Annotated in this window: 15 protein-coding genes; 7 read left to right on the top strand and 8 right to left on the bottom strand. The window is 69.3% G+C overall.

The genetic code is table 11. The features are described from left to right. The 6 genes from Q0C41_RS21085 to Q0C41_RS21060 form a co-directional block, all read left to right on the top strand. Positions 1-1,123, top strand: a 1,123-nt coding sequence (locus Q0C41_RS21085) for an efflux RND transporter periplasmic adaptor subunit (protein ID WP_291987168.1), incomplete at its 5' end; no start/stop codon positions are given. Between the two features lie 63 nt (positions 1,124-1,186). Then, the gene (locus tag Q0C41_RS21080; RefSeq protein WP_291987166.1) at positions 1,187-4,372 is read left to right on the top strand and encodes an efflux RND transporter permease subunit; all 3,186 of its coding nucleotides are present in this window, start codon (positions 1,187-1,189) and stop codon (positions 4,370-4,372) included. Between the two features lie 145 nt (positions 4,373-4,517). Beyond that, the gene (locus tag Q0C41_RS21075) at positions 4,518-5,762 is read left to right on the top strand and encodes an MFS transporter (protein ID WP_291987164.1); all 1,245 of its coding nucleotides are present in this window, start codon (positions 4,518-4,520) and stop codon (positions 5,760-5,762) included. 63 nt (positions 5,763-5,825) lie between these two features. Further along, a complete protein-coding gene (locus tag Q0C41_RS21070) occupies positions 5,826-6,413 on the top strand; it encodes an SRPBCC family protein (protein WP_291987162.1) in 588 nt (195 codons plus the stop codon). 258 nt (positions 6,414-6,671) lie between these two features. Next, the gene (locus Q0C41_RS21065; RefSeq protein ID WP_291987160.1) at positions 6,672-9,545 is read left to right on the top strand and encodes a TonB-dependent receptor; all 2,874 of its coding nucleotides are present in this window, start codon (positions 6,672-6,674) and stop codon (positions 9,543-9,545) included. A gap of 305 nt (positions 9,546-9,850) precedes the next feature. Continuing rightward, positions 9,851-10,855, top strand: a complete 1,005-nt coding sequence (locus Q0C41_RS21060) for a serine hydrolase (RefSeq protein WP_291987158.1) — start codon at positions 9,851-9,853, stop codon at positions 10,853-10,855. Between the two features lie 147 nt (positions 10,856-11,002). On the opposite strand, the gene Q0C41_RS21055 is transcribed toward Q0C41_RS21060, so the two are convergent. The 5 genes from Q0C41_RS21055 to Q0C41_RS21035 are packed head-to-tail and all read right to left on the bottom strand — an operon-like array spanning position 11,003 to position 15,510. Continuing rightward, complete coding sequence (locus Q0C41_RS21055; protein ID WP_291987156.1) at positions 11,003-12,205, bottom strand: ATP-grasp domain-containing protein; 1,203 nt, start codon at positions 12,203-12,205, stop codon at positions 11,003-11,005. Positions 12,206-12,245: 40 nt separating this feature from the next. Then, positions 12,246-12,641: a thiol-disulfide oxidoreductase DCC family protein gene (locus Q0C41_RS21050; RefSeq protein WP_291987154.1), complete on the bottom strand. Its 396-nt coding sequence runs from the start codon at positions 12,639-12,641 to the stop codon at positions 12,246-12,248. A gap of 21 nt (positions 12,642-12,662) precedes the next feature. After that, complete coding sequence (truA, locus tag Q0C41_RS21045; protein ID WP_291987152.1) at positions 12,663-13,445, bottom strand: tRNA pseudouridine(38-40) synthase TruA; 783 nt, start codon at positions 13,443-13,445, stop codon at positions 12,663-12,665. Between the two features lie 2 nt (positions 13,446-13,447). Next, positions 13,448-14,533, bottom strand: a complete 1,086-nt coding sequence (locus tag Q0C41_RS21040) for a DUF5924 family protein (RefSeq protein WP_291987151.1) — start codon at positions 14,531-14,533, stop codon at positions 13,448-13,450. Between the two features lie 17 nt (positions 14,534-14,550). Then, positions 14,551-15,510, bottom strand: a complete 960-nt coding sequence (locus Q0C41_RS21035) for an RluA family pseudouridine synthase (RefSeq protein WP_291987149.1) — start codon at positions 15,508-15,510, stop codon at positions 14,551-14,553. A 65-nt stretch (positions 15,511-15,575) separates the two neighbouring features. Between Q0C41_RS21035 and Q0C41_RS21030 the strand changes: the two genes are divergently transcribed. Then, on the top strand, positions 15,576-16,472 hold the full coding sequence (locus tag Q0C41_RS21030) for an ROK family protein (protein WP_291987147.1): 897 nt from the start codon (positions 15,576-15,578) through the stop codon (positions 16,470-16,472). Positions 16,473-16,513: 41 nt separating this feature from the next. Here the strand turns inward: Q0C41_RS21030 and Q0C41_RS21025 are convergent, their stop codons facing one another. From Q0C41_RS21025 to Q0C41_RS21015, 3 genes are all read right to left on the bottom strand, one after another. Then, on the bottom strand, positions 16,514-17,362 hold the full coding sequence (locus tag Q0C41_RS21025; RefSeq protein WP_291987145.1) for an ATP-binding cassette domain-containing protein: 849 nt from the start codon (positions 17,360-17,362) through the stop codon (positions 16,514-16,516). Further along, positions 17,359-19,239: a choline ABC transporter substrate-binding protein gene (gene choX, locus Q0C41_RS21020; protein ID WP_291987142.1), complete on the bottom strand. Its 1,881-nt coding sequence runs from the start codon at positions 19,237-19,239 to the stop codon at positions 17,359-17,361. The genes Q0C41_RS21025 and choX overlap by 4 nt, the downstream gene beginning before the upstream one ends. Positions 19,240-19,313: 74 nt before the next feature. After that, positions 19,314-20,248: family 10 glycosylhydrolase (locus Q0C41_RS21015; protein WP_291987140.1), on the bottom strand; the 935-nt coding region annotated here is incomplete at its 5' end.

Here is a 20,248-nt window from a genome sequence, read left to right as displayed (position 1 = left end):
CGCCAAGGCCGCGGCCGACGGTGCGGCCGGGTCCGCGCCGGTCACCGTGCAGCCCGCTCGCGAGGCCGCGCTGGTCCGGACGGTCACCGTCACCGGCACGCTCGCCGCCGAGGACCAGGTCGCGCTCGGCTTCCAGGTGGCGGGGCGCATCGACACCATCAACGTGGATCTGGGCAGCCGTGTCGTCCCCGGGCAGACCATCGCCCGTCTGGCGCCGGTCGACTTCCAGTTGCGGGTGCAACAGGCCGAGGCCGGGTTGCAGCAGGCCCGCGCCCGTCTGGGCCTCGACCCGAAGGGCACGAGCGACCAGGTCGATCCCGACAACACCGCCGTGGTCCGCCAGGCGCGGGCCGTCCTCGAGGAAGCCAGGCTCAGCCACGGTCGGGTCAAGACCTTCGTGGATCGCGGCATCTCGTCGCGCGCCGAACTCGACTCGGCCAACGCCGCCCTGACGGTGGCCGACGGGCGCTATGAGGACGCCATCGAGGAAGTCCGCAATCGGCAGGCCGTGCTCACGCAGCGCAAGACGGAGCTCGATCAGGCGCGGCAGGCGATGGTCGATTCCATCCTGATTGCCCCCTTTGCCGGCATCATCCGCGAGCGCGCGGTGTCGCCCGGCCAGTACGTCAACGCCGGGGCGCCGATCGCGACCCTGGTCAAGATGCACCCCCTCCGTCTGCAGGCTGACGTGCCCGAGCGCGAGGCCGGCAACGTGAAGGTGGGGCAGGCCGTCAAGGTGCGCGTCGAGGGCGACACGACCGAGTACCCCGGGCGCATCGTCCGCGTCAGCCCGGCCATCGACGAGCAGAGCCGGTCCCTGCGCGTGGAAGCGCAGGTCGACAACGAGGCGGCGACCATCCGCCCGGGCTCGTTCGCGACCGGAGACATCGTGGTGGCCGCGTCCGCACCGGCCATCGTGGTGCCGGCCAGCGCCATCGTCAGCTTTGCCGGCGTCGAAAAGGTGCTGACCGTGGCTGACGGCAAGGTCGTCGAGCGCCGTGTCGAGCTGGGACGCCGCGAGGGCGCGTCCGTCGAGGTGCTCAAGGGCCTCACGGCCGGCGAGCGCGTCATCGTCGACCCCGGCAATCGCGTCGACGGCGAGGCCGTGAGGGTCGCGCCGTAGGATTGCCGGACGCCTCGGCGAGGTGTCCCTCCCAGGTGTTGCTGGACGAAGGCCGATTGACCCATGCACTCACTCGCTGACATCTGCATCCGCCGCCCGGTCTTCGCCAGCATGATCGTGCTGTCGCTGGTCGTGGTCGGCGCCGCGGCCTACCTCGGTCTCGGCGTGGACCGCTTCCCGTCGGTCGACCTGCCGACGGTGCGCGTCCAGACCGTCCTGCCGGGTGCCTCGCCCGAAGAGGTCGAGGTCCTCGTCAGCCAGCGGCTCGAGGAGGTCATCAACACGGTCGAGGGCATCTCGGAGCTGCGCAGCATCTCCGGGCAGGGCATCTCGCTCGTGCTGATCACGTTCGACCTCAACCGCGATGTCGACGTGGCCGCCCAGGATGTCCGGGACCGCGTCGCCACGGTGCTCAACCGCCTGCCGCGCGACGCCCGTCCGCCGGTGATCGCCAAGTTCGACAACGACTCGACGCCGGTCATGTCGATTGCGCTGTCGGGCAGTCGGTCGGTCCGCGAGCTCACCGAACTGGCCGACAAGGTCGCCAAGGTCCAGTTCGAGCGGCGCCCTGGCGTGGGCGAGGTCCTCATCGTCGGGGGCCAGGAACGCGCCATCAGCGTCTGGCTCGACGCCAACCGCCTGGCCGCCTACGGCATCCCCGTCAGTGCCGTGCGCGACGCCCTCGTCCGCCAGAACGCCGACCTGCCGGGCGGCAACGTGACCACCGACGTGCAGGAACGCGTGCTGCGCACCATGGGCCGCGTCCAGACGCCGGCCGACTTCGCCAACATCATGATCACCAACCGGGGCGGCGTGCCGCTCCGGATCAGCGACGTCGGTCGGGTCGAGGACGGCACCAAGGAGCAGCGCAGCCTGGCCCGCCTGGACGGCAAGCCGACCGTGATCATGGAAGTGCGGCGCCAGTCGGGTTCCAACACCGTCGCCGTCATCGAAGGCATCAAGGAAGTCATGCCGCGCGTCCAGGCGCAGCTGCCGGGCGACGTCAAACTCGACGTCATCCGTGACCAGTCGGTCTACATCTACAACGCCCTGCACGAGATCAACATCCACCTCGTGCTCGGCAGCGTGCTGGCCTGCCTCGTCGTGATGCTCTTCATGCGCAGCTGGCGCTCCACGATCATCGCCGGCGTGGCCATCCCCGCCTCGGTCGTGGCCACCTTCGGCATGATGCGGGCGCTCGACTTCACGCTCAACAGCGTGACCATGCTCGCCCTCGTGCTGATGGTCGGCATCGTCATCGACGATGCCATCGTCGTGCTGGAGAACATCTTCCGGTGGGTGGAAGAGAAGAAGATGGACAGCTTCGCCGCGGCCCGTGCCGCGACGGAGGAGATCGCCCTGCCGGTCATGGCGACGACCCTGAGCCTGGCCATCATCTTCATCCCGGTCTCGTTCATGTCGAGCATCTCGGGCCGCTTCCTCTACCAGTTCGGCATCACTGCCGCCGTGGCGATTCTGGTGAGCCTGCTGGTCAGCTTCACGCTGACCCCGATGATGAGCGCGCGCCTGCTGCGCGGCGAGATGGCCCGACACCAGGACGGCCACGGCCAGTCGCGTGCCGGGTTCTACCGCCACATCGACGACTTCTACACCCGGGCGCTGCACTGGTCGATGGCCCATCGCGCCACCGTCATGGCCGTCGGCGTGCTGGTGGCGCTGTCGGCGATTCCGCTCTACGGCATCGTCAAGCAGGAGTACGTGCCGAGCGACGTCGACGAGGCCGAGTTCGAGGTCAGCATCAACGCACCCGAAGGCACGAGCGTCGCGGCGATGGATGACGCCATGCGACGCATCGAGCAGGAGGTTCGGGCCCTTCCCGGGGTCCGCACGGTGCTGTCCACCGTCGGCGGCAGCTTCCTCGGTGCCGTCAATCAGGGCCAGATGTACGTGCGGATCGCGCCGCACGAGGAGCGGCTGTTCTCCTTCGGGCGGCTCTTCGCCGAGACCCTGAAGTTGCAGCCGCTGCAGGCCTTCCAGGGCAACTACACGCAGCGCGAGGTGATGGGGCGCGTGCGCCAGGTCGTGCGCAAGTACCCCGAACTGCGCGGCGGACCGCGCAACGTGCAGTCCTTCAACTTCGGTGGCGGGCCGTTCGAGCTCGACGTCTCCTTCCAGGGACCCGTCCTCGAGGATCTGGCCCGCTACAGCGAGGATCTGCGCAAGATGGGGCCCGAGCTCGGCATCATCGACGCCGACACCACGCTCAAGCTGGATCGTCCCGAGTTGCGCGTCCAGATCGACCGCGAGCGGTCGGCCGACCTCGACGTCGACACGCAGGACGTGGCCACTGCGCTGCGCCTCCTCGTGGGCGGAGACGACGAGGTGACGCGCTATCGCGACGTCGCCATCAACGACGACTACGACGTGCAGCTCCGTCTCAGCGACACCGACCGCCAGGACGTCGGGACCATCGGGCGGTTGCTCGTGCCGTCACGCGACGGTCGCCTCATCCGCCTCGACAATCTGGTCACGATCGAGCAGTCCACCAGTCCCTCGCGTGTCGACCGCCTGGACCGCCAGCGTGACGCGCGCGTGCGCGGCAACGTGGCACCCGGCTTCGCGCTCGCCGACCGACTCACGGCCATCCGTGCCGCCGCCGCCGACATGAACCTGCCGGCCGGCTATCAGGTGACCATCGGTGGGCGCGGCAAGGAACTCGAGAAGACCTTCGTCGAATTCCTCTGGGCGTTCTCCCTGTCGGTGATCTTCATGTACATGATCCTGGCGGCGCAGTTCGAGAGCATCATCCACCCGTTCACCATCCTGCTGTCCCTGCCTCTGGCGGTGCCGTTCGCGCTGTTGTCACTCTGGGCCACCGGCAACACGCTGAACCTGTTCTCGGCGCTCGGGCTCCTCGTGCTGTTCGGCGTCGTGAAGAAGAACTCGATTCTCCAGATCGACCACATGAACAACCTGCGGGCGCAGGGAATGGCGCGCGGCCCGGCCATCATCCAGGCCAACCGCGACCGGCTGCGGCCCATCCTGATGACGACGCTGGCGCTGGTCGGCGGCATGCTGCCCCTCGCGATCGGCACGGGGCCCGGGGCCGAGGAACGACGGACCATCGCCGTCGTGGTCATCGGCGGCCAGACGCTGTCGCTGCTCCTGACCCTGCTGATCACGCCCGTGGCGTACTCGGTCTTCGAGGATCTGGCGGCCACCGAGGGCTGGCATCGGCTGCGGGCCAGGTTGCGGGGCTTCAAGCCGACGCCGCGTACGGCGGCCTGATGCGCGGTGGCACTGTGAAATCGGATATGTGAAGTTCTCCGGGCGCCGGCTTCGCCTGGCGCCGCGATGGCCGAAGGCCAAGCCGCCGAGAATTTCCAATTTCAAATTTCAAATTGCCAGCGACACCGCCATAATCCGTCCACCCATGTCCCAACCGTCAGCGGCGCCCACGGCGCGCGACAGCCAGCGTGCCATCACCCTGTCGGTGATGGTCGCGGCACTCGGCTACTTCGTCGACATCTACGACCTGCTGCTCTTCAGCATCGTCCGCGTCCCGAGTCTGCGCAGCCTCGGCGTCGAGGGCGAGCAGTTGCTGCATGCCGGCGAACGGCTGCTCAACATGCAGATGACCGGCATGTTGATCGGCGGCCTGCTGTGGGGCGTGCTCGGCGACCGGCGCGGACGCCTGAGCGTGTTGTTCGGGTCGATCTTCATGTATTCGGCGGCCAACATCGCCAACGCCTGGGTGCAGTCGGTCGAGGCCTATGCCTGGCTCCGGCTCATTGCCGGCATCGGCCTGGCTGGGGAGCTTGGCGCCGGCATCACGCTGGTCAGCGAGATCATGCCGAAGGAGACCCGCGGCTACGGCACCACGATCGTGGCGGCCACGGGCATTCTCGGCGCGGTCTTCGCGGCACTGGTCGGCGACGTGTTCGATTGGCGGGTCTCCTACATCGTCGGCGGTGTGATGGGATTCGCCCTGCTGGCGCTGCGCATCGGCGTCTACGAGTCGGGCATGTTCGAGAGCGTCAAACAGATTGGCACGAGTCGGGGCAATGTCCTGCAGCTGTTCAATCGGTGGGACCGGGCGAGGAAGTACTTCGCGGTGATCCTCATCGGCGTGCCCATCTGGTACGTCATCGGCATCCTGATCACGTTCTCGCCGGAGCTCGGGCGCGCGCTGGGCATGACCGAGGCCCCGGCGGCGGGGCGGGCCGTCATGTTCGCCTACCTCGGCCTGGCGGGCGGCGACTTCGCGAGCGGCTTCTTCAGTCAGTTCATCGGCAGCCGCCGCCGCGTGGTGTTGCTGTTCCAGCTGATTACCACGGCGTTCGTCGGCGTCTACTTCGCGTTCGCGCCCTTCACGCTCACCGGGTTCTACGCGCTCTGCGTGGCGCTGGGGTTCGGGGTCGGGTACTGGGCCGTGTTCGTGACGGTGGCGTCCGAGCAGTTCGGCACCAACATCCGGGCGACCGCCACGACCACCGTGCCCAACGTCGTCCGCGGCTCGGTCGTCCTCCTGACGTCGTCGGTGGCGTGGCTGCGGCCCCAGGTCGGCCTCGTGAACAGCGCGATCATCGTCGGCGTCGTGGCGCTGGCCATCAGCTTCGTGGCGCTCTGGGGGCTCGAGGAGACCTTCGGCAAGGACCTCGACTACGTCGAAGAGTAGATGCTCTCCCCAGCGTCAGCACGACTGTAGGCGTCGACCTTCAGGTCGACGCGGGGAGTTGCTGTGTTCGGACCCGCCGCCGACGATGGCGCGTCGTATCCGGTTGGCATGACCACCGAGGCCCTCCCTCCCGTCGTCGACCTCTACCGGCCCCTCAAGCGCTCGACCTTCGAGCTTTCCACCACCGCGTGGCTGCCGGAGCCGGTCGACGTGGTGTTCCCGTTCTTCGGCGACGCCCACAACCTGAACATCCTCACGCCGCCCTGGTTGCACTTCGAGATCCTGACGCCAAAGCCGATCCCGATGCACGCCGGGACGCTCATCGACTACCGGATCCGGCTGCGTGTCATCCCGATGCGATGGCGGACCCGCATCAGCCTCTGGGAGCCCAATCGCCGCTTCGTGGACGAACAACTGCGCGGCCCCTACCTCGAGTGGATTCACACCCACACCTTCGAGCCGGTCGACGGCGGCACCCTGATGAAGGATGTCGTGCGCTACCGCGTGCCGGGTGGTGCCCTCGTGAACCGGCTGTTCGTCGAGCGCGACGTCGCTCGCATCTTCCGTTATCGGCTGGAAGCCCTGCGCCGCCACTTCAGCTGCGAGCCGAGCCCCCTCGACGTCGACGTCGGGTTTCGTCGACTCCGCTGAGGTCAGGCTCAGCCGTAGCCCTGGCGGGTCGTCCCTTCAGGGCAGGCGTTGATCCGCTAAACCGGATCGTTCGTCACACGATCCAAAACGGCGAAGTCGGTCAGCTCTAGCAAGCGGCACCCGCATCGCGAACTGTCGGGTATCAACCGACCATGTGACAACACGTTACATGGCTGGGATGAACGGGAGGGCCACTGGCACGAGGCTCGCCTTCATTACGAGCGTGAAGTCATTCGCTTGGATGAAGGAGAAGCACTCATGAGTACGTGGAAGAAGCTGTGCCTGACGATCATCGCCAGCGCACTGGGCGCGACGATGGCGTTCGCGCAGGGCGTGCAGACGGGCACGCTGCAAGGCTCGGCGGTGGACTCTCAGGGCGGCGTGCTGCCTGGGGTGCTCGTGACGGTGACGTCGCCAGCGCTGCAGGGAACGCGCACCGCGACCACCGACGAGAACGGCGTGTACCTGCTCCGCGGCCTGCCGAGCGGCGAGTACACCGTGAAGTTCGAGCTCTCGGGGTTCACCACCGCGGAGAGCAAGACGACGGTGAACGTGGGCTCGCCCACCCAGGCCAACGCCACCCTCGGCGTGGGCGGTCAGACCGAGACGGTGAACGTCACGGCCAACCCGATTGAATCGGTCGTCACCAGCACCTCGGGGACGGCCAATTTCAAGTACATGGAAGTGCAGACGCTGCCTGTGGGGCGCACCCCAGCGGCGATCGCCACGCTGTCGCCGGGCCTGACCACCAACACGCCCAATGCCAACCAGGTGACGATCAACGGCGCGTTCGCCTACGACAACGTCTTCCTGATCGACGGCGTCGACGTCAACGACAACCTCTTCGGCACGGCGAACAACCTCTTCATCGAGGATGCCATCGAGGAGACGCAGGTACTCACCTCCGGTATCTCGGCCGAATACGGGCGCTTCTCTGGCGGCGTCATCAACGTGGTCAGCAAGAGCGGTGGCGACCAGTTCTCCGGCACGTTCCGCAGCAACTTCACCAACGACGACTGGCAGGCGCTGTCGCCGTTCGAGAAGGAGCGCAACATCACCAAGTCGGACAAGGTGAACCAGAGCTACGAAGGCACGTTCGGCGGGCCGATTCTGAAGCGGCGTCTGTGGTTCTTCGGCGCCGGCCGCTTCGCCGAGACCTCCAATACGGCACCGCTGCCGCAGTCAGGCGCCTCGTTCACCACCGACAGCACCAACAAGCGCGGCGAGATCAAGCTGACCGGCACCATCGCCAACAACCACACGATCAGTGGCAGCTACATGAACAACTCGCAGAACACGCTGCGGGTGCCGTTCAACTTCACCATCGATCCGTCCATCCCGGAGAACGTCGACTTCCCGAACGACCGCTTCGTGGCCAACTATCGCGGCGTGCTGAGCTCGCGGCTGTTCGCCGATCTGCGCTACTCGCAGAAGTCGTTCGGATTCCGCGGGTCCGGCGGCACGTCGACGGCGCTCAACGACTCGCCGATCATCGGCCTGTCGCAGCTGGTGCACTTCAACGGCAACTACTTCGACGCGACCGACCCCGAGAATCGCGACAACTATCAGGTCGCGGGCAGCCTCTCGTATGCGCTGAGCACGGGCCGCTTCGGCACGCACGACGTCAAGGGCGGCTTCGAGGTCTTCAACAGCAACCGTACCGGTGGCAACTCGCAGAGCGCGACCGGGTACGTGCTCTACGCCGACTACGTCACCGACGCGGCCGGTGCGCCCGTGTACGACGCGCAGGGGCGCTTCATCCCCATCTTCGGCCCCGGCATCACGTTCAACGAGAACTGGCTGGCGACACGCGGCGCCGAGGTGGACACGAAGACGACGTCGTTCTACCTGCAGGACTCGTGGCGCGCCACGGGCAACCTGACGTTCGACCTCGGCACGCGCTACGAGCGCGTGCGTGGCGAGGCGACCGGCGGGCTGCGGACGGTGGACACCGACACGTGGGTGCCGCGTCTCGCGACGACCTACGACATCAAGGGCGATGGCCGCTTCGTGGCCCAGGCGACCTATGCCTGGTACGCAGGCAAGTACAGCGAGAGCCAGTTCGCCAACAACACCCCTGTGGGCAACCCGGCATTGATCGAGGGCGAGTACATCGGACCGGCGGGCCAGGGGCGCGACTTCGCGCCGGGTTTCGACCCGAACAACTATGTCCCGTACAACGGCGAGTTCCCGACGGCCAACGTCTTCTTCGCGCCTGGCCTGTCGTCACCCGTCACCAAGGAGTTCACGGCGTCGCTCGGCGCCGCGCTCGGCCGTGGCTATGCCAAGGTGACGTGGGTCGACCGTGACGTGACCAACTTCGTCGAGGACTTCATCACCGTCGAGGGCGGCGCCACCACGGTCATCCGCGACGGCATCGATTTCGGGACCTTCCAGAACGTCAACTATCGCAACAGCGACCTGCCGGAGCGCCGCTACCAGGCGCTGGTGTTCCAGGGGCGCTACCCGCTGTTCCAGCGGCTCAACCTGTATGGTAACTACACGCTGCAGGTGAAGAACGACGGCAACTTCGAGGGTGAGGGCGCCAACACGCCCGGCATCTCGTCCACCATCGGGGACTACCCGGAGGTCTTCAGTGACGCCCGCAACTTCCCGACGGGACGACTGAACGATTACCAGCAGCACCGCATCCGTGCCTGGGGCATCTACACCCAGCCGCTCGGGTTCCTCGGCGACATCGACCTGGCCCTGTTCTACAAGTACGACTCGCCGCTGTCGTACAGCTTGTCGGCCAGCAGCGTTCCGCTGTCGACCATCCAGCGGCAGTTGGCCGCGGCCTACGCCACGTTCCCGAGCACGCAGACGCTGTTCTTCGACGAGCGCGGGTCAGAGCTCTTCGACGCGGCGCACCTGTGGGACCTCGGCGTGAACTACAGCATCCCGGTGTTCAAGTCGCTGCGTCCGTACGTCAAGTTCGACGTGTTCAACGTGTTCAACAACGACAAGCTGATCCAGTGGAACACCGTGGTCACGGCCGACCGCAACAGCGCACTCGACTCGCTCGGCCTGCCGACGGGCTACGTGCAGGGCGCGAACTTCGGCAAGGGCACCGTCAACACTCACTACCCGGCCGCGCGTCGCTACCAGATCGCCCTGGGCTTCCGGTTCTAGCGGTGACGGCCCGTTCGGAGAACGGGCCCTACCCATCGTCGGGTAGGGCCGGCTCTCCGAGCCGGCCGTCACGCTCGCCCTCACGATAACGGCCCGTTCCGCCTCCGCCACGGCTTCGGCGGACAGGTCGGAGAACGGGCCCTACGACTTCCGCTGACGGCCCGTTCGGAGAACGGGCCCTACCCGCAGGGTCCCGCGCTGGGTAGGGCCGGCTCTCCGAGCCGGCCGTCGTCGTAAGCGCTCCCCCGAACGGCCGCCCTGCGCAACGCAGGGCGGCCGTTCGTCGTCGTGAGGGTGTGCGTCATGTGGTTGCCACCCTCCTGATCGCGGTGCCACTCGTCCTGGCACGGCCGCTGGCGTCGACACCACCTGCGTCGACGTTCGACGCCGCGCGCCTGCGGACCGCGGCTGCCGCGCTGCCGCAACTCCACACGCTGCGGGTCAGCCATCGCGGGGCGCTCATCGGCACCTACGACGACCGTCCTGCGCGCGCCGCGGCACCTGCCAACATCAAGTCTGCCTCCAAGAGTCTCATCGCCCTGCTGGTCGGCCGGGCGTTGGCCGACGGCGTGCTGCCGTCCCTGGACACGCCCATCGTCCGCTGGTTTCCCGCCCTGCGCCGCGACCCCGATCCGCGCAAGCGCGCCATCACCCTCGAGCACCTGCTGACGATGCAGAGCGGCCTGGAGTCGACGAGCGGTCCGGGTTACGGACGATGGGTGCGGAGCCGCAACTGGGTGAGCTTCGCCCTGGCTCGACCGATGGTGGCCGAGCCTGGCACCGGGATGCAGTACAGCACCGGGACCTCGCACGTGCTGTCGGCGATTCTCACGCAGGCGACCGGGACCTCGACCTTGGCGTACGCGCAGCGGACGCTGGCCACACCGCTCGGCTTCCGGCTCACGCCCTGGCCGCGCGACCCGCAGGGCATCTTCTTCGGTGGCAACGAAATGCTGCTCACGCCGGCGCAGATGGTGGTCATCGGCGAACTCTGGCGGAACACGGGACGCGTGGGGACGACGCAGGTGGTGCCGGCGGCGTGGGTGGAGCAGTCGTGCACGCCGCGGACGCGGTCGGTCTACGACACGACGCGTGAGTACGGGCTCGGCTGGTGGGTGCAGGACATCGGCGGCCAGCGCGCCTGCTTCGCCTGGGGGTTCGGCGGGCAGTACATCATGGTCTTCCCGGCGCTCGACCTCGTCGTCACGGCCACCTCGTCGACGGCGATCAGCGACGAGCGGCACGGCCACCGCGCCGCCCTGTTCGACCTCATCACCCGAGAGGTCCTGACGCCGCTGTTCTCACGGTGACGGCCCGTTCGGAGAACGGGCCCTACCCATCGAGGGGCCCATCGTCGGGTAGGGCCGGCTCTCCGAGCCGGCCGTCATCGTCAGCGCGCCGCAGGGGATCGTGACGATCGTGACGGCCCGTTCGGAGAACGGGCCCTACCCGCCGACCTACTGCGGCGTGCGATCCATCGGGGGCAGGACGGCGAGGAAGTCGTCCTCGAACCGCCGGGCGTATTCGCCGAGCAGGTGCTGCACGCGGTCGTAGTCGTGTGAGGCGACGATCAGCGCCACGTGGTGGCGCTTGGACGGGCGATGCACGATCTCCGGCTCGGTGTAGGCGCTGGTGTCGGGCCACTCCTGGCGCGCGAGGGCCAGCACGACGCCGGCGTAGTCTGCCCGCTGCGGCGGCAGCTCATAGGGCACCTCGCCGCGGCCGATCTCGAGATTGGCCCACTCGCGCCAGACGTTCACACCCGTCGCCGCCTCGAGCGAGTCGGTGATGTAGGCCCCGCCGACGCGTCCGGCGACCTCCAGGAAGTGGAACTCGCCGTCGGCACTGCGGATGAACTCGGCATGCGTGGCGCCGCGGACGAACCCCAGCGTCTCGAGCAGGGCCCGGTTCATCTCGAGCAGCTGCCGCTCCTCCTCCGAGCCGCGCCGCACCGTGTTGGTCAGGAACACGCCGCCCTGGTGCGCCACTTCCATCGGCGGGCGCCAGTAGCGGTTCACTCCGGCGAACACCACGTCGCCGTTCTCCACCAGCGAGTCGACGTGGAAGACGTCGCCCGGCACGAACCGCTCGAGCAGGTAGTGCGTCGACCGCTCCGTGACCACCGGGCGGGCATCGAGCGCGTCGATGGCGCGCCACACCAGCTCGGCATCGTGGAGCTTCTGGATGCCCACGGCCGAGACGTCGGACCGAGGCTTGAGCACCCACGGCGCCGGCACCGAGGCCATGTAGCCGCGAATCTCGTCGTAGTTCAGCACGTGCACGAAGTCGGGGACGCGGATGCCGGCCTCGAAGGCCTTGACCCGCATCGCCAGCTTGTCGCGGAACAGCCGGGCCGTCGTCGTGCCCATGCCCGGGATGCGCAGGTGCTCGCGGATCATCGCCGCGTGCATCACGTCGTACTCCTCGAGGGCGACGATGCGGTCGACGCGGTTGTGCCGGGCGAACTCCGAGACGACCTCGACGAAGACGTCGGCGTTTGCGCCATTGGGCACGGTCAGCACCTCGTCGATGCTGTCGCGCGCCCATTCCTCGTCGCGCAGCTTCTCCTTGATGACCAGCACCACCCGGCAGCCGCGCACGCGCAACTGCCGGAGGAACTCGTTGCCCTTGAAGTAGCTGGCGAGACAGACGACGGTCACGAGCGTGTCCTCATGCGGGTGCCAGAATTGCACAATTCGGCTATTCGAGCATCCTGGCCCGGAGGGCGGCGTCTGGCAGCTCGCACGCCGGCAGAAACCGGGACAGCCGGTGGCGGATGGCGGCGACCACGCCGTAGGCGGCGTCCCGCAGGCGCCGGGGCACGTGCAGGAAGGCGCCCGCGGCCGACCACGGCGCGCCCAGGCCGACGGCGATGCGCAGCACGGCATCGGACCGCAGCCATGTGCCCTGGTCGTCGATCAGGACCATCGAGTTGGGGGCCAGCCCGACGCCGGCCTCGGCCAGCAGGCGCTCGCCCGCGGCGGTCTGGCGGGCCGCGAACCGGTAGCCACGGCTCCGGTCATGGCGGTGGATGAACCGGACCGACCGCTGACAGAACAGGCACTCGCCGTCGAAGATGATCACGGGGGGAGACATGGGCAACCGCTCGGTGGGACGCTACCCCACGCGCATCGGCCCCCGATGGTCGTCGCGGAACTCCTCGCCCGGGTAGATGACCTGCTCCAGGAACAGGCCGGCGGCCGGCGCCGTGAGCCGTGCCACGTCCTCGCCGTCGCTCTGCAGCAGGCGGGCCACGTCGGCCTCGCGAAGGTCGCCCGTGCCGACGCGGACGAGCACGCCGACCATGCGGCGCACCATCCGCCAGAGGAAGTGCGATCCGGTGACGCGAATCAGGATCAGCGCCCCCTCCTCGACGATGTCGACGGCGTCGACCTGGACCTTCGTGCTCTTCTCGGCACTGTCGTCGTCCGAGAAGGCCTCGAAGTCGAGGCGACCGACGAAGGTGGCGGCCCCGCGTCGCATCGCGGCCACGTCGATCCGCTCGCGGACCCACCACACGAACGGCTTCGAGAACGCGGTGCGGCGTCGACTGACCTGGTAGACGTAGCGGCGCGCCGTCGCGTCGTGTCGGGCATGGAAGCGGTGCCCGGCCGTGCGGACGTCGAGGATGTTGATGTCGGCCGGCAGCTGCTCGTTGAGGCGCGCGAGGAGCGTGGCCGGCGGCAGGGTGGTGGCCACGTCGAGGTGGGCCACCTGACCGAGGGCGTGGACGCCGGCGTCGGTCCGACCGGACCCATAGACCTCGAGCCGGTCGCGGCGGCCGGTGACCTTCTGCACCGCCTCGATGATGTCGCCCTGGACCGTGCGCGCGTTGCGCTGCACCTGCCATCCCGAGTAACGGGTGCCGTTGTATTCGATCAGCAGGCGGAAGCGCGGCATGACTACGACCGCGGCCCGATCATCGGCGCCGCCGGCAGGGCGGCGCGACCGATCAGCTGACCACCCTCGGTCTCGACGTCCACGTGCAGCGCCTTGCCCGCAAGGTCACGCGACAACGTGAACGGCGTCCACAACCGGTAGCCCCCCTCGCGTCCTCCGTCCACGTCGTACCAGCGCGAATGCTGGACGGCCCGTCCGCCATGGAACCACACGTGCCGTACCCGATCGTGCAGGCCCCGCGGGGCGTAGATGGCCGTGACGAGATAGACCTGGCCGCGCGGGTCGGTCGGCGTGGAGTCGATCCGCGTGCTCACGCGCGGCCCGCCGCGCAGGTCCACCTGCGTGCCGAAGTCGGCGCTCTGGATGCGCAGCGGCGCGGGCGGGATGAACGGTCGCCCGTACTCCACCATCAGGAACAGCCCCAGCACGATCAGACCACCGGCAAACCAGGTGCGCTGCCAGTCGATCCGTCGCTCGCTGAGGATCAGCGTCGTCGCGCCGCCGGCAGCGATCGCCGCGGCCAGCCACAGCGCGTACGCCGTCTGGATCTGCCAGAGAATCGGCAGTGCGGCCGCTGCGCCGGCAAAGACCGCGAAGGCGAAGAACAGCGCCGTCAGCACCCGTCGCATCGCGACATGACGGTCGTAGATCAAGTCCATCGTGGACAGGAGCGCGGCCGTCGCCAGCGCCACGACGAAGAGGACGTTCGGGCTGCCCGGCGTGGTGCTCAGCCAGTAGATCGGCAGGATGAAGAAGAGCAGCTGCTGGTAGAAGTTCTTGTTCAGATAGTTGACGACCAGCTGCACGCGCGTCCGCCACGGCCGCGACAGCGATCCGCTGCGGACGATGTAGGGCAGGGCCATGCTCGTGGCCCAGATGAACACGACGTGGAGGATGGCGATGCGGAGGTACGCGAAGTTGCGCGCGCCCAGCCACATGACGCCGATGCCGAACGCGAGCGCCCAGAGGCTGTGGATCCACCACAGTTGCGTCTCGTGGTGGGTCATCCACTCGTACGCCCCGGTCCACAGCTCGCGCGGGGCCCACCGCGACGCTGACCGTGATTTGGGGTGTTCGAGGACGTCCACCCGACGATCTTAGCGTCCTATCGACCCTGCCGGGCCTGGCGTCGCAGCTTGTCGAGGAATTCACGGAGGTCGGCCGGCATCGGCGCCATGTATTCGACCCGACGGCCGTCGGCCGGATGGTCGAAGGCGAGCCGCTGTGCATGCAGGGCCTGCCGCGGGAAGCGCAGGGCGTATCCCGGAGCGCCCTCACGCGGGCGATAGCGGCGGTCGCCGACCAGCGAGTGGCCGTGCAACTGCGCCTGGGCGCGAATCTGCCCCTGGCGTCCCGTCGCCAGCCGCACCTCGATGAGCGACGCGTCCTCGAAGGTCGTCACCACCCGATAGGCGCACTCGGCGTCCTTCGCCTCGGCATCCTCGTCGCGCGCGCGGCGCTGGACGAAGGCGGATTCGTCCCACACCAGCCGGTCGTGCCAGACGCCCTCGGCAGGCATCGGGTGGCCGTTGACCAGGGCGAGGTAGACGCGATCCGGCGTGCGATGCGCGAACTGCGCGACCAGGGCCGCGCGGGCCGCCTCGTGCAGCGCGAACAGCACCAGCCCGGACGTGTCCTTGTCGATGCGGTGGACGACGAGGGGCTCGCGCGATCGATGCGATCGGTACCGGTCCCACAGAATCGCCTGCACGGAGGGGGCGGCGCTGTCGCCATCGAGCGGCACCGACAGCAGGCCGGCAGGCTTGTTGACCATCACGACGTCAGCGTCCTCGTGGATGATCTCCAGCCCGTCGCGGGCCGGCGGACGCGGCGCCTTCGCGGCGGACCCCGGCCGATCCATCCACAGGCGCACCTGCTCGCCCGGCCTCACGAGGCGCGCGCCGCTCCCGGCCTCGACCTCCGTGCCGTCGATGAACACGCGCCCGCGGGCGATGGCATCCGCGGCCCGACTGCGCGACGCCGCCCGGCCCGGCGCCGCCAGGTACTTGTCGAGGCGCTGGCCGTCCTCGTCGGCCGCCACGGTCCACGTCTGATCGCTCTTCACGGGCTCTAGCGTATCGCGCGGGGCCCTACCAATCTCGTCGGCTTCGCGCTACGCTGCCGCCGACCATGCGCATCGGGATCGATCTGGGCGGGACGAAAATCGAGGCACTGGCCCTCGCCGACGATGGCCAATCGCTGCACCGGGAGCGACTCCCGACGCCGCGGCACGACTACGAAGGCACGCTGGCGGCCATCGGCGAGCTCGTCAGGCGCTGCGAGCAGGCCACGGGGGCCACGGGCACCGTGGGCGTCGGCATGCCCGGCGCCATCTCGCCAGCGACCGGCCTCGTCAAGAACGCCAACTCGACCTGGCTGAACGGCCAGCCGTTCGCCGAGGACCTGCAGAACGTCCTGGCTCGCCCGGTGCGCTTTGCCAACGACGCCAACTGCCTCGCGCTGTCGGAAGCCACGGATGGCGCGGCAGCGGGCGCGGAGGTCGTCTTCGGCATCATCCTCGGCACCGGGGTCGGCGGCGGTCTGGTGGTGCGCGGGCAGGGCATCATCGGCGCCAACGCGGTGGGGGGGGAGTGGGGCCACAACATGCTGCCGTGGCCCGAGGACGGCGAGTACCCCGGCCCTGCCTGTTACTGCGGCCTGTCGGGCTGCATCGAGTCGTGGCTCTCGGGTCCGGCGTTCGCGCGCGACTTCCACCAGCGCACCGGCCGCGAGGCCACGGCGGCCGAGGTGCTGGCCTTCGCCACGGCCGGTGACGCGCAGGCCGAAGAGGCCTGGCAGCGGTACGAGCGGCGGCTCGCCCGCGCCCTCGCCAGCCTGATCAACATCGTCGATCCCGATGTCATTGTCGCGGGAGGCGGGCTCTCCAACGTCGCGCGTCTGTTCGAACACGTGCCGCAGCTCTGGGACAGATGGGTGTTCTCCGATCGCGTCGACACGCGACTGGTGCCGGCCAAGTTCGGAGACTCGAGTGGTGTGCGCGGCGCGGCGTGGTTGTGGGGTAGCTGACGGACGGCTCGGCCGCCTCGGCGAGGCGGCCCTCCCGGGCGTCACCCACGAAAGTGTTCGACGAAGGCCGCGGTCGCGGCATCGGCGGGTGTCCGCAGGATCTCGTCGAGTGTGCCCGACTGCACGAGGCGCCCGTCGTGCATGACCGAGATGCGGTCGCCGAGGCGCGCGGCTTCGTCGAGGTCGTGGGTCACGAACAGGACCGTCTTGCGCACCTGCTGCTGCAGGGTGCGCAGCTCCTCCTGCAGCTTGCGGCGAATCAGGGCGTCGAGCGCCGAAAATGGCTCGTCCATCAGCAGGATGTCGGCGTCGGTCGCGAGCGCCCGGGCGATGCCCACACGCTGCTGCATGCCGCCGGACAGCTCGCGCACATCACGGTCGCCCCAGCCGGCCAGCCCCACGAGCTCGAGCTTTTCGCTGACGATGCGTCGCCGTGCGGGGAGCGGATCCCCACGCAGTTCGAGGCCGAGGGCCACGTTCTCCGCGACGGTGCGGCCGGGCAGCAGCGCGAACTGCTGGAACACCATCGCGATGCGGTGGCGCCGCAGGTGACGCAGCGTCTCGGGGCGACACGCGGCGACATCCACCGGGCCATCGGGCGACTGCACCCAGACATGCCCGCGCGTGATCGGCGTGAGCGCATTGGCCGTGCGCAGCAGCGTCGACTTGCCTGATCCCGAGGGGCCGACGAGCACGGAGAACTCGCCGGGCGGCACGCGCAGCGTCGCCGCCTGCACGCCGACCAGCACGTCGTGAGCGGCGGCGATCTCGGCCCGCGTCGCGCCCGCATCGGAAGCCGCGATGGCCGCCTGCAGTCGCCGCGCCCGGGTGCGGGCCCGCCCGCGCCCGAACAACACGTCGACGCGATCGAAGTGCAACGCCTCGGTCATCGGCGGACCCGCGTCCACCAGGGGGATCGGACGGGCGCATCCGCGCGATCCGACGGCCGTGCCAGCCGGTCCAGGATGATCGCGACGAGGACGATGGCGAGACCGGCCTCGATGCCCATGCCGATCTGCACGGTGTTGAGGGCGCGCACCACCGGCACCCCGAGTCCGCCGGCGCCGACCAGCGCCGCGATGACCACCATCGAGAGGCTCAGCATGATGCACTGGCTGATGCCCGTCATGATGGCGGACGCCGCGCTCGGCAGTTCGATCTTGGTGAGCAGCTGCCACGGTGTCGCGCCGAAGGCCTGGCCGGCCTCGATGAGCGGGCGTGGGACCGAGGCGATGCCCAGTTGCGTCAGGCGGATGGGCGCGGGCAGCGCGAAGATGATGGTCGAGACGAGGCCCGGCACCACACCGAGCCCGAACAGGACGAGCGTCGGTGTCAGGTAGACGAACGTCGGCAGGGTCTGCATCAGATCCAGGAGTGGCCTGAGTGCCGTTTGCAGCGCGGGGTGCCGCGCGGCGAGGACGCCGATCGGCACGCCGATCACCGTGCTGGCGCCTGCGGCCACGGTGACCAGCGACAGGGTCTCGATGGTGGCCGCCCAGTAGCCGAGATTCATGATCAGCAGCAACGCCACCGGCACGAACAGCGCCAGGGCGATCGACCGCCGCCGGGCCCACGCGCCGAGGGTCGCGAGCACGATGAGCACCGGGGCCGGGAGGGCCGCGAGCAGCAGGTGGGTCAGTCGCACGACCCACGCGATGCTGCGCGAGAGCCCATCGAAGGCGCCGCGCGCGTGCAGCTTCGCGTAGTCCACGAGACGAGTCGCCCCATCGCCGACGGGCAGCTTGTGCGAGGCGACGAGGGCTTCGAACGACCCCCGTGGTGCGGAGCCCGCCGCCGCGGTCGACGCCCCGACTGCCGACTCCCGGCTGTCGTCCGTGCCGCGGTCGCTCGGCCGGGACGTGAGCGGCGTGACGCCCGTGAGCCAGTGGCTGACGCGGTCGCGGTGGGTCGCCATCCAGGTCGCTGCCGCCTCGGCCGGCGACTGCTTGCCGGTGAGGATCGCGTCCATCAGCCCGTTCTCGTCGTCCACCGTGAAGGTCATCGCGCGCAGGAGTCGGCCGACGTTCGGGCAGGCGCGCGTGTAGTCGCGCCGCGTCACGGTGTGCACCGTGGCGCCGCCGAAATCCGGGCCGAACCACGCATCGCCGCCACTCAGATAGCGCAGCGGATAGCGGGTGTTCATGGGGTGCGGGGCCCAACCGAGAAAGACGATCGGTCGGCGTGTCAGGACCGCGCGCTCGACTTCGGCCAGCATGCCCTGCTCGCTGGACTCGATCAGGCGGAAGCCGCGCAGGCCCACGGCGTCGGTCCGCATCATCGTCAGCAGCGTCTCGTTGGCCTCGTTCCCGGGCTCGATGCCGTGAATGGCGCCACCGAGGGCAGTGCGAAAACGTGCGATGTCGCGAAAGTCGCGAAGGCCGGCCTCGTGCAGGTACGCCGGCACGGCCAGCGTGTAGCGGGCGCCGCGCAGGTTGGTGGCCACCACGTCGACCGACCCGTCGGCGACATACGGCGCGATCATCTCCTGCTGGGACGGCATCCAGTTGCCGAGGAAGACATCGACGTCGTCGTTGCGCAGCGACGCCAGCGTCACCGGCACGGAGAGCACCGTCACGCGCGGCTCGTAGCCGAGCGCCTCGAGCACGTGCGACAGCACGGCGGTGGTGGCCGTCACATCGGTCCAGCCGACGTCGGACAGGCGGACCACGCGGCACGATGCCGGATCGGGCGACGGCCCGGTGGTCTGGGCCTGGGCCGGACCGGCGAGCAGGAGGAGAGCCAGCGAGACCAGGCCAGCGGCCCCCACGAGATGGGAGGAACGCCTCGCCGAGCGGTGTTGGGAGGGACGCCTCGCGGAGGCGTCCGAGGTCGTGACGACAATCACCGACAGGACGCGACGCCAGCCCGCGACGCCTCGACGACGAGCGTGAGGCGGGCGACGCCGCGCGCGCTGACGTCGACCGTGCAGTCGCTCGCGTAGGCGCCGCCGGCGGGGGAGACGACCTGCAGCCGGTAGGTGCCCGGCGTCACGGCCGGTGTCGCGAACACGCCGGAGCCGTCGCTGACGATGTCGGCCGGTCCCACGGGCACGCCGGCTGCGTCGAGACGCACCTGGGCGCCGTCCACGGGCGCGCCGCTGCCGTCCTCGATCGTACCCAGCACGTAGCCTGCCGTGTCCTTCCACGGCGTGGGCGGCCGGGGCACCGTGTTCGAGAAGATCCCGGCGACCTGCGCCTGATCGACGAGCTGACCGCTGGTCGTCCGGCCGGTGCGCAGGGCCGAGGCGACATCCTCGAAGGGCCGCTGCGGGGTGTCGCGTCCCGCGGGCGACGACAGCGGGTTGGTCACCACCGGCGCGTTGTTGGCGGCCAGCGAGAACAACGTCAGCCCGCCGTCGGCGCCTGCCGCCGTCAGGGCCGTTCGGCTCTGGCGCAGCAGACCCTCGAGCGAGTTGAGGTAGGCCCCGAGCGCGATGACCAGCGGACGCACCCGCGGGGCACCCTGGAGCCAGGCCATCCAGGCGGCGAACTCCTCGGCGGTCGCCGCCACGTGCTCCGCGCGGTACACCTGCGGCACGACGAGGTCGACGCTGCCATCGGCGGCCCAGCGGAACCAGTCCTGGAAGGTGCGGGCGTAGGCCACCGTGCCGCGGGGATCGCCCGGGGCCGCGCCAGTCGCCATGCCCGAGACGCTGATGACCAGCGACGGGCGGACCGCGAGCGCCGAGACGGCCAGTCGGCGCGTCAGGGCCGTGATCTGCTCCCGGCGCCACTCGCTCCAGCGCGCGTCGTCCTGCCCGGGGAGACCGGGGGCGC

The organism is Luteitalea sp. (assembly GCF_022842525.1).
Classification (GTDB): domain Bacteria; phylum Acidobacteriota; class Vicinamibacteria; order Vicinamibacterales; family Vicinamibacteraceae; genus Luteitalea.
The sequence above is the reverse complement of the archived record's forward strand: the minus strand, read 5'-3'. Positions and strand labels throughout refer to the sequence as shown.

Bases quoted from the DNA above. Each gene is read 5' to 3' on its own strand.
- Q0C41_RS21030 (WP_291987147.1), top strand. From the start codon at position 15,576: ATGCGCATCGGGATCGATCTGGGCGGGACGAAAATCGAGGCACTGGCC.
- Q0C41_RS21065 (WP_291987160.1), top strand. From the start codon at position 6,672: ATGAGTACGTGGAAGAAGCTGTGCCTGACGATCATCGCCAGCGCACTG.
- Q0C41_RS21075 (WP_291987164.1), top strand. From the start codon at position 4,518: ATGTCCCAACCGTCAGCGGCGCCCACGGCGCGCGACAGCCAGCGTGCC.
- truA (WP_291987152.1), bottom strand. From the start codon at position 13,445: ATGCCGCGCTTCCGCCTGCTGATCGAATACAACGGCACCCGTTACTCG.
- Q0C41_RS21025 (WP_291987145.1), bottom strand. From the start codon at position 17,362: ATGACCGAGGCGTTGCACTTCGATCGCGTCGACGTGTTGTTCGGGCGC.
- Q0C41_RS21050 (WP_291987154.1), bottom strand. From the start codon at position 12,641: ATGTCTCCCCCCGTGATCATCTTCGACGGCGAGTGCCTGTTCTGTCAG.
- Q0C41_RS21080 (WP_291987166.1), top strand. From the start codon at position 1,187: ATGCACTCACTCGCTGACATCTGCATCCGCCGCCCGGTCTTCGCCAGC.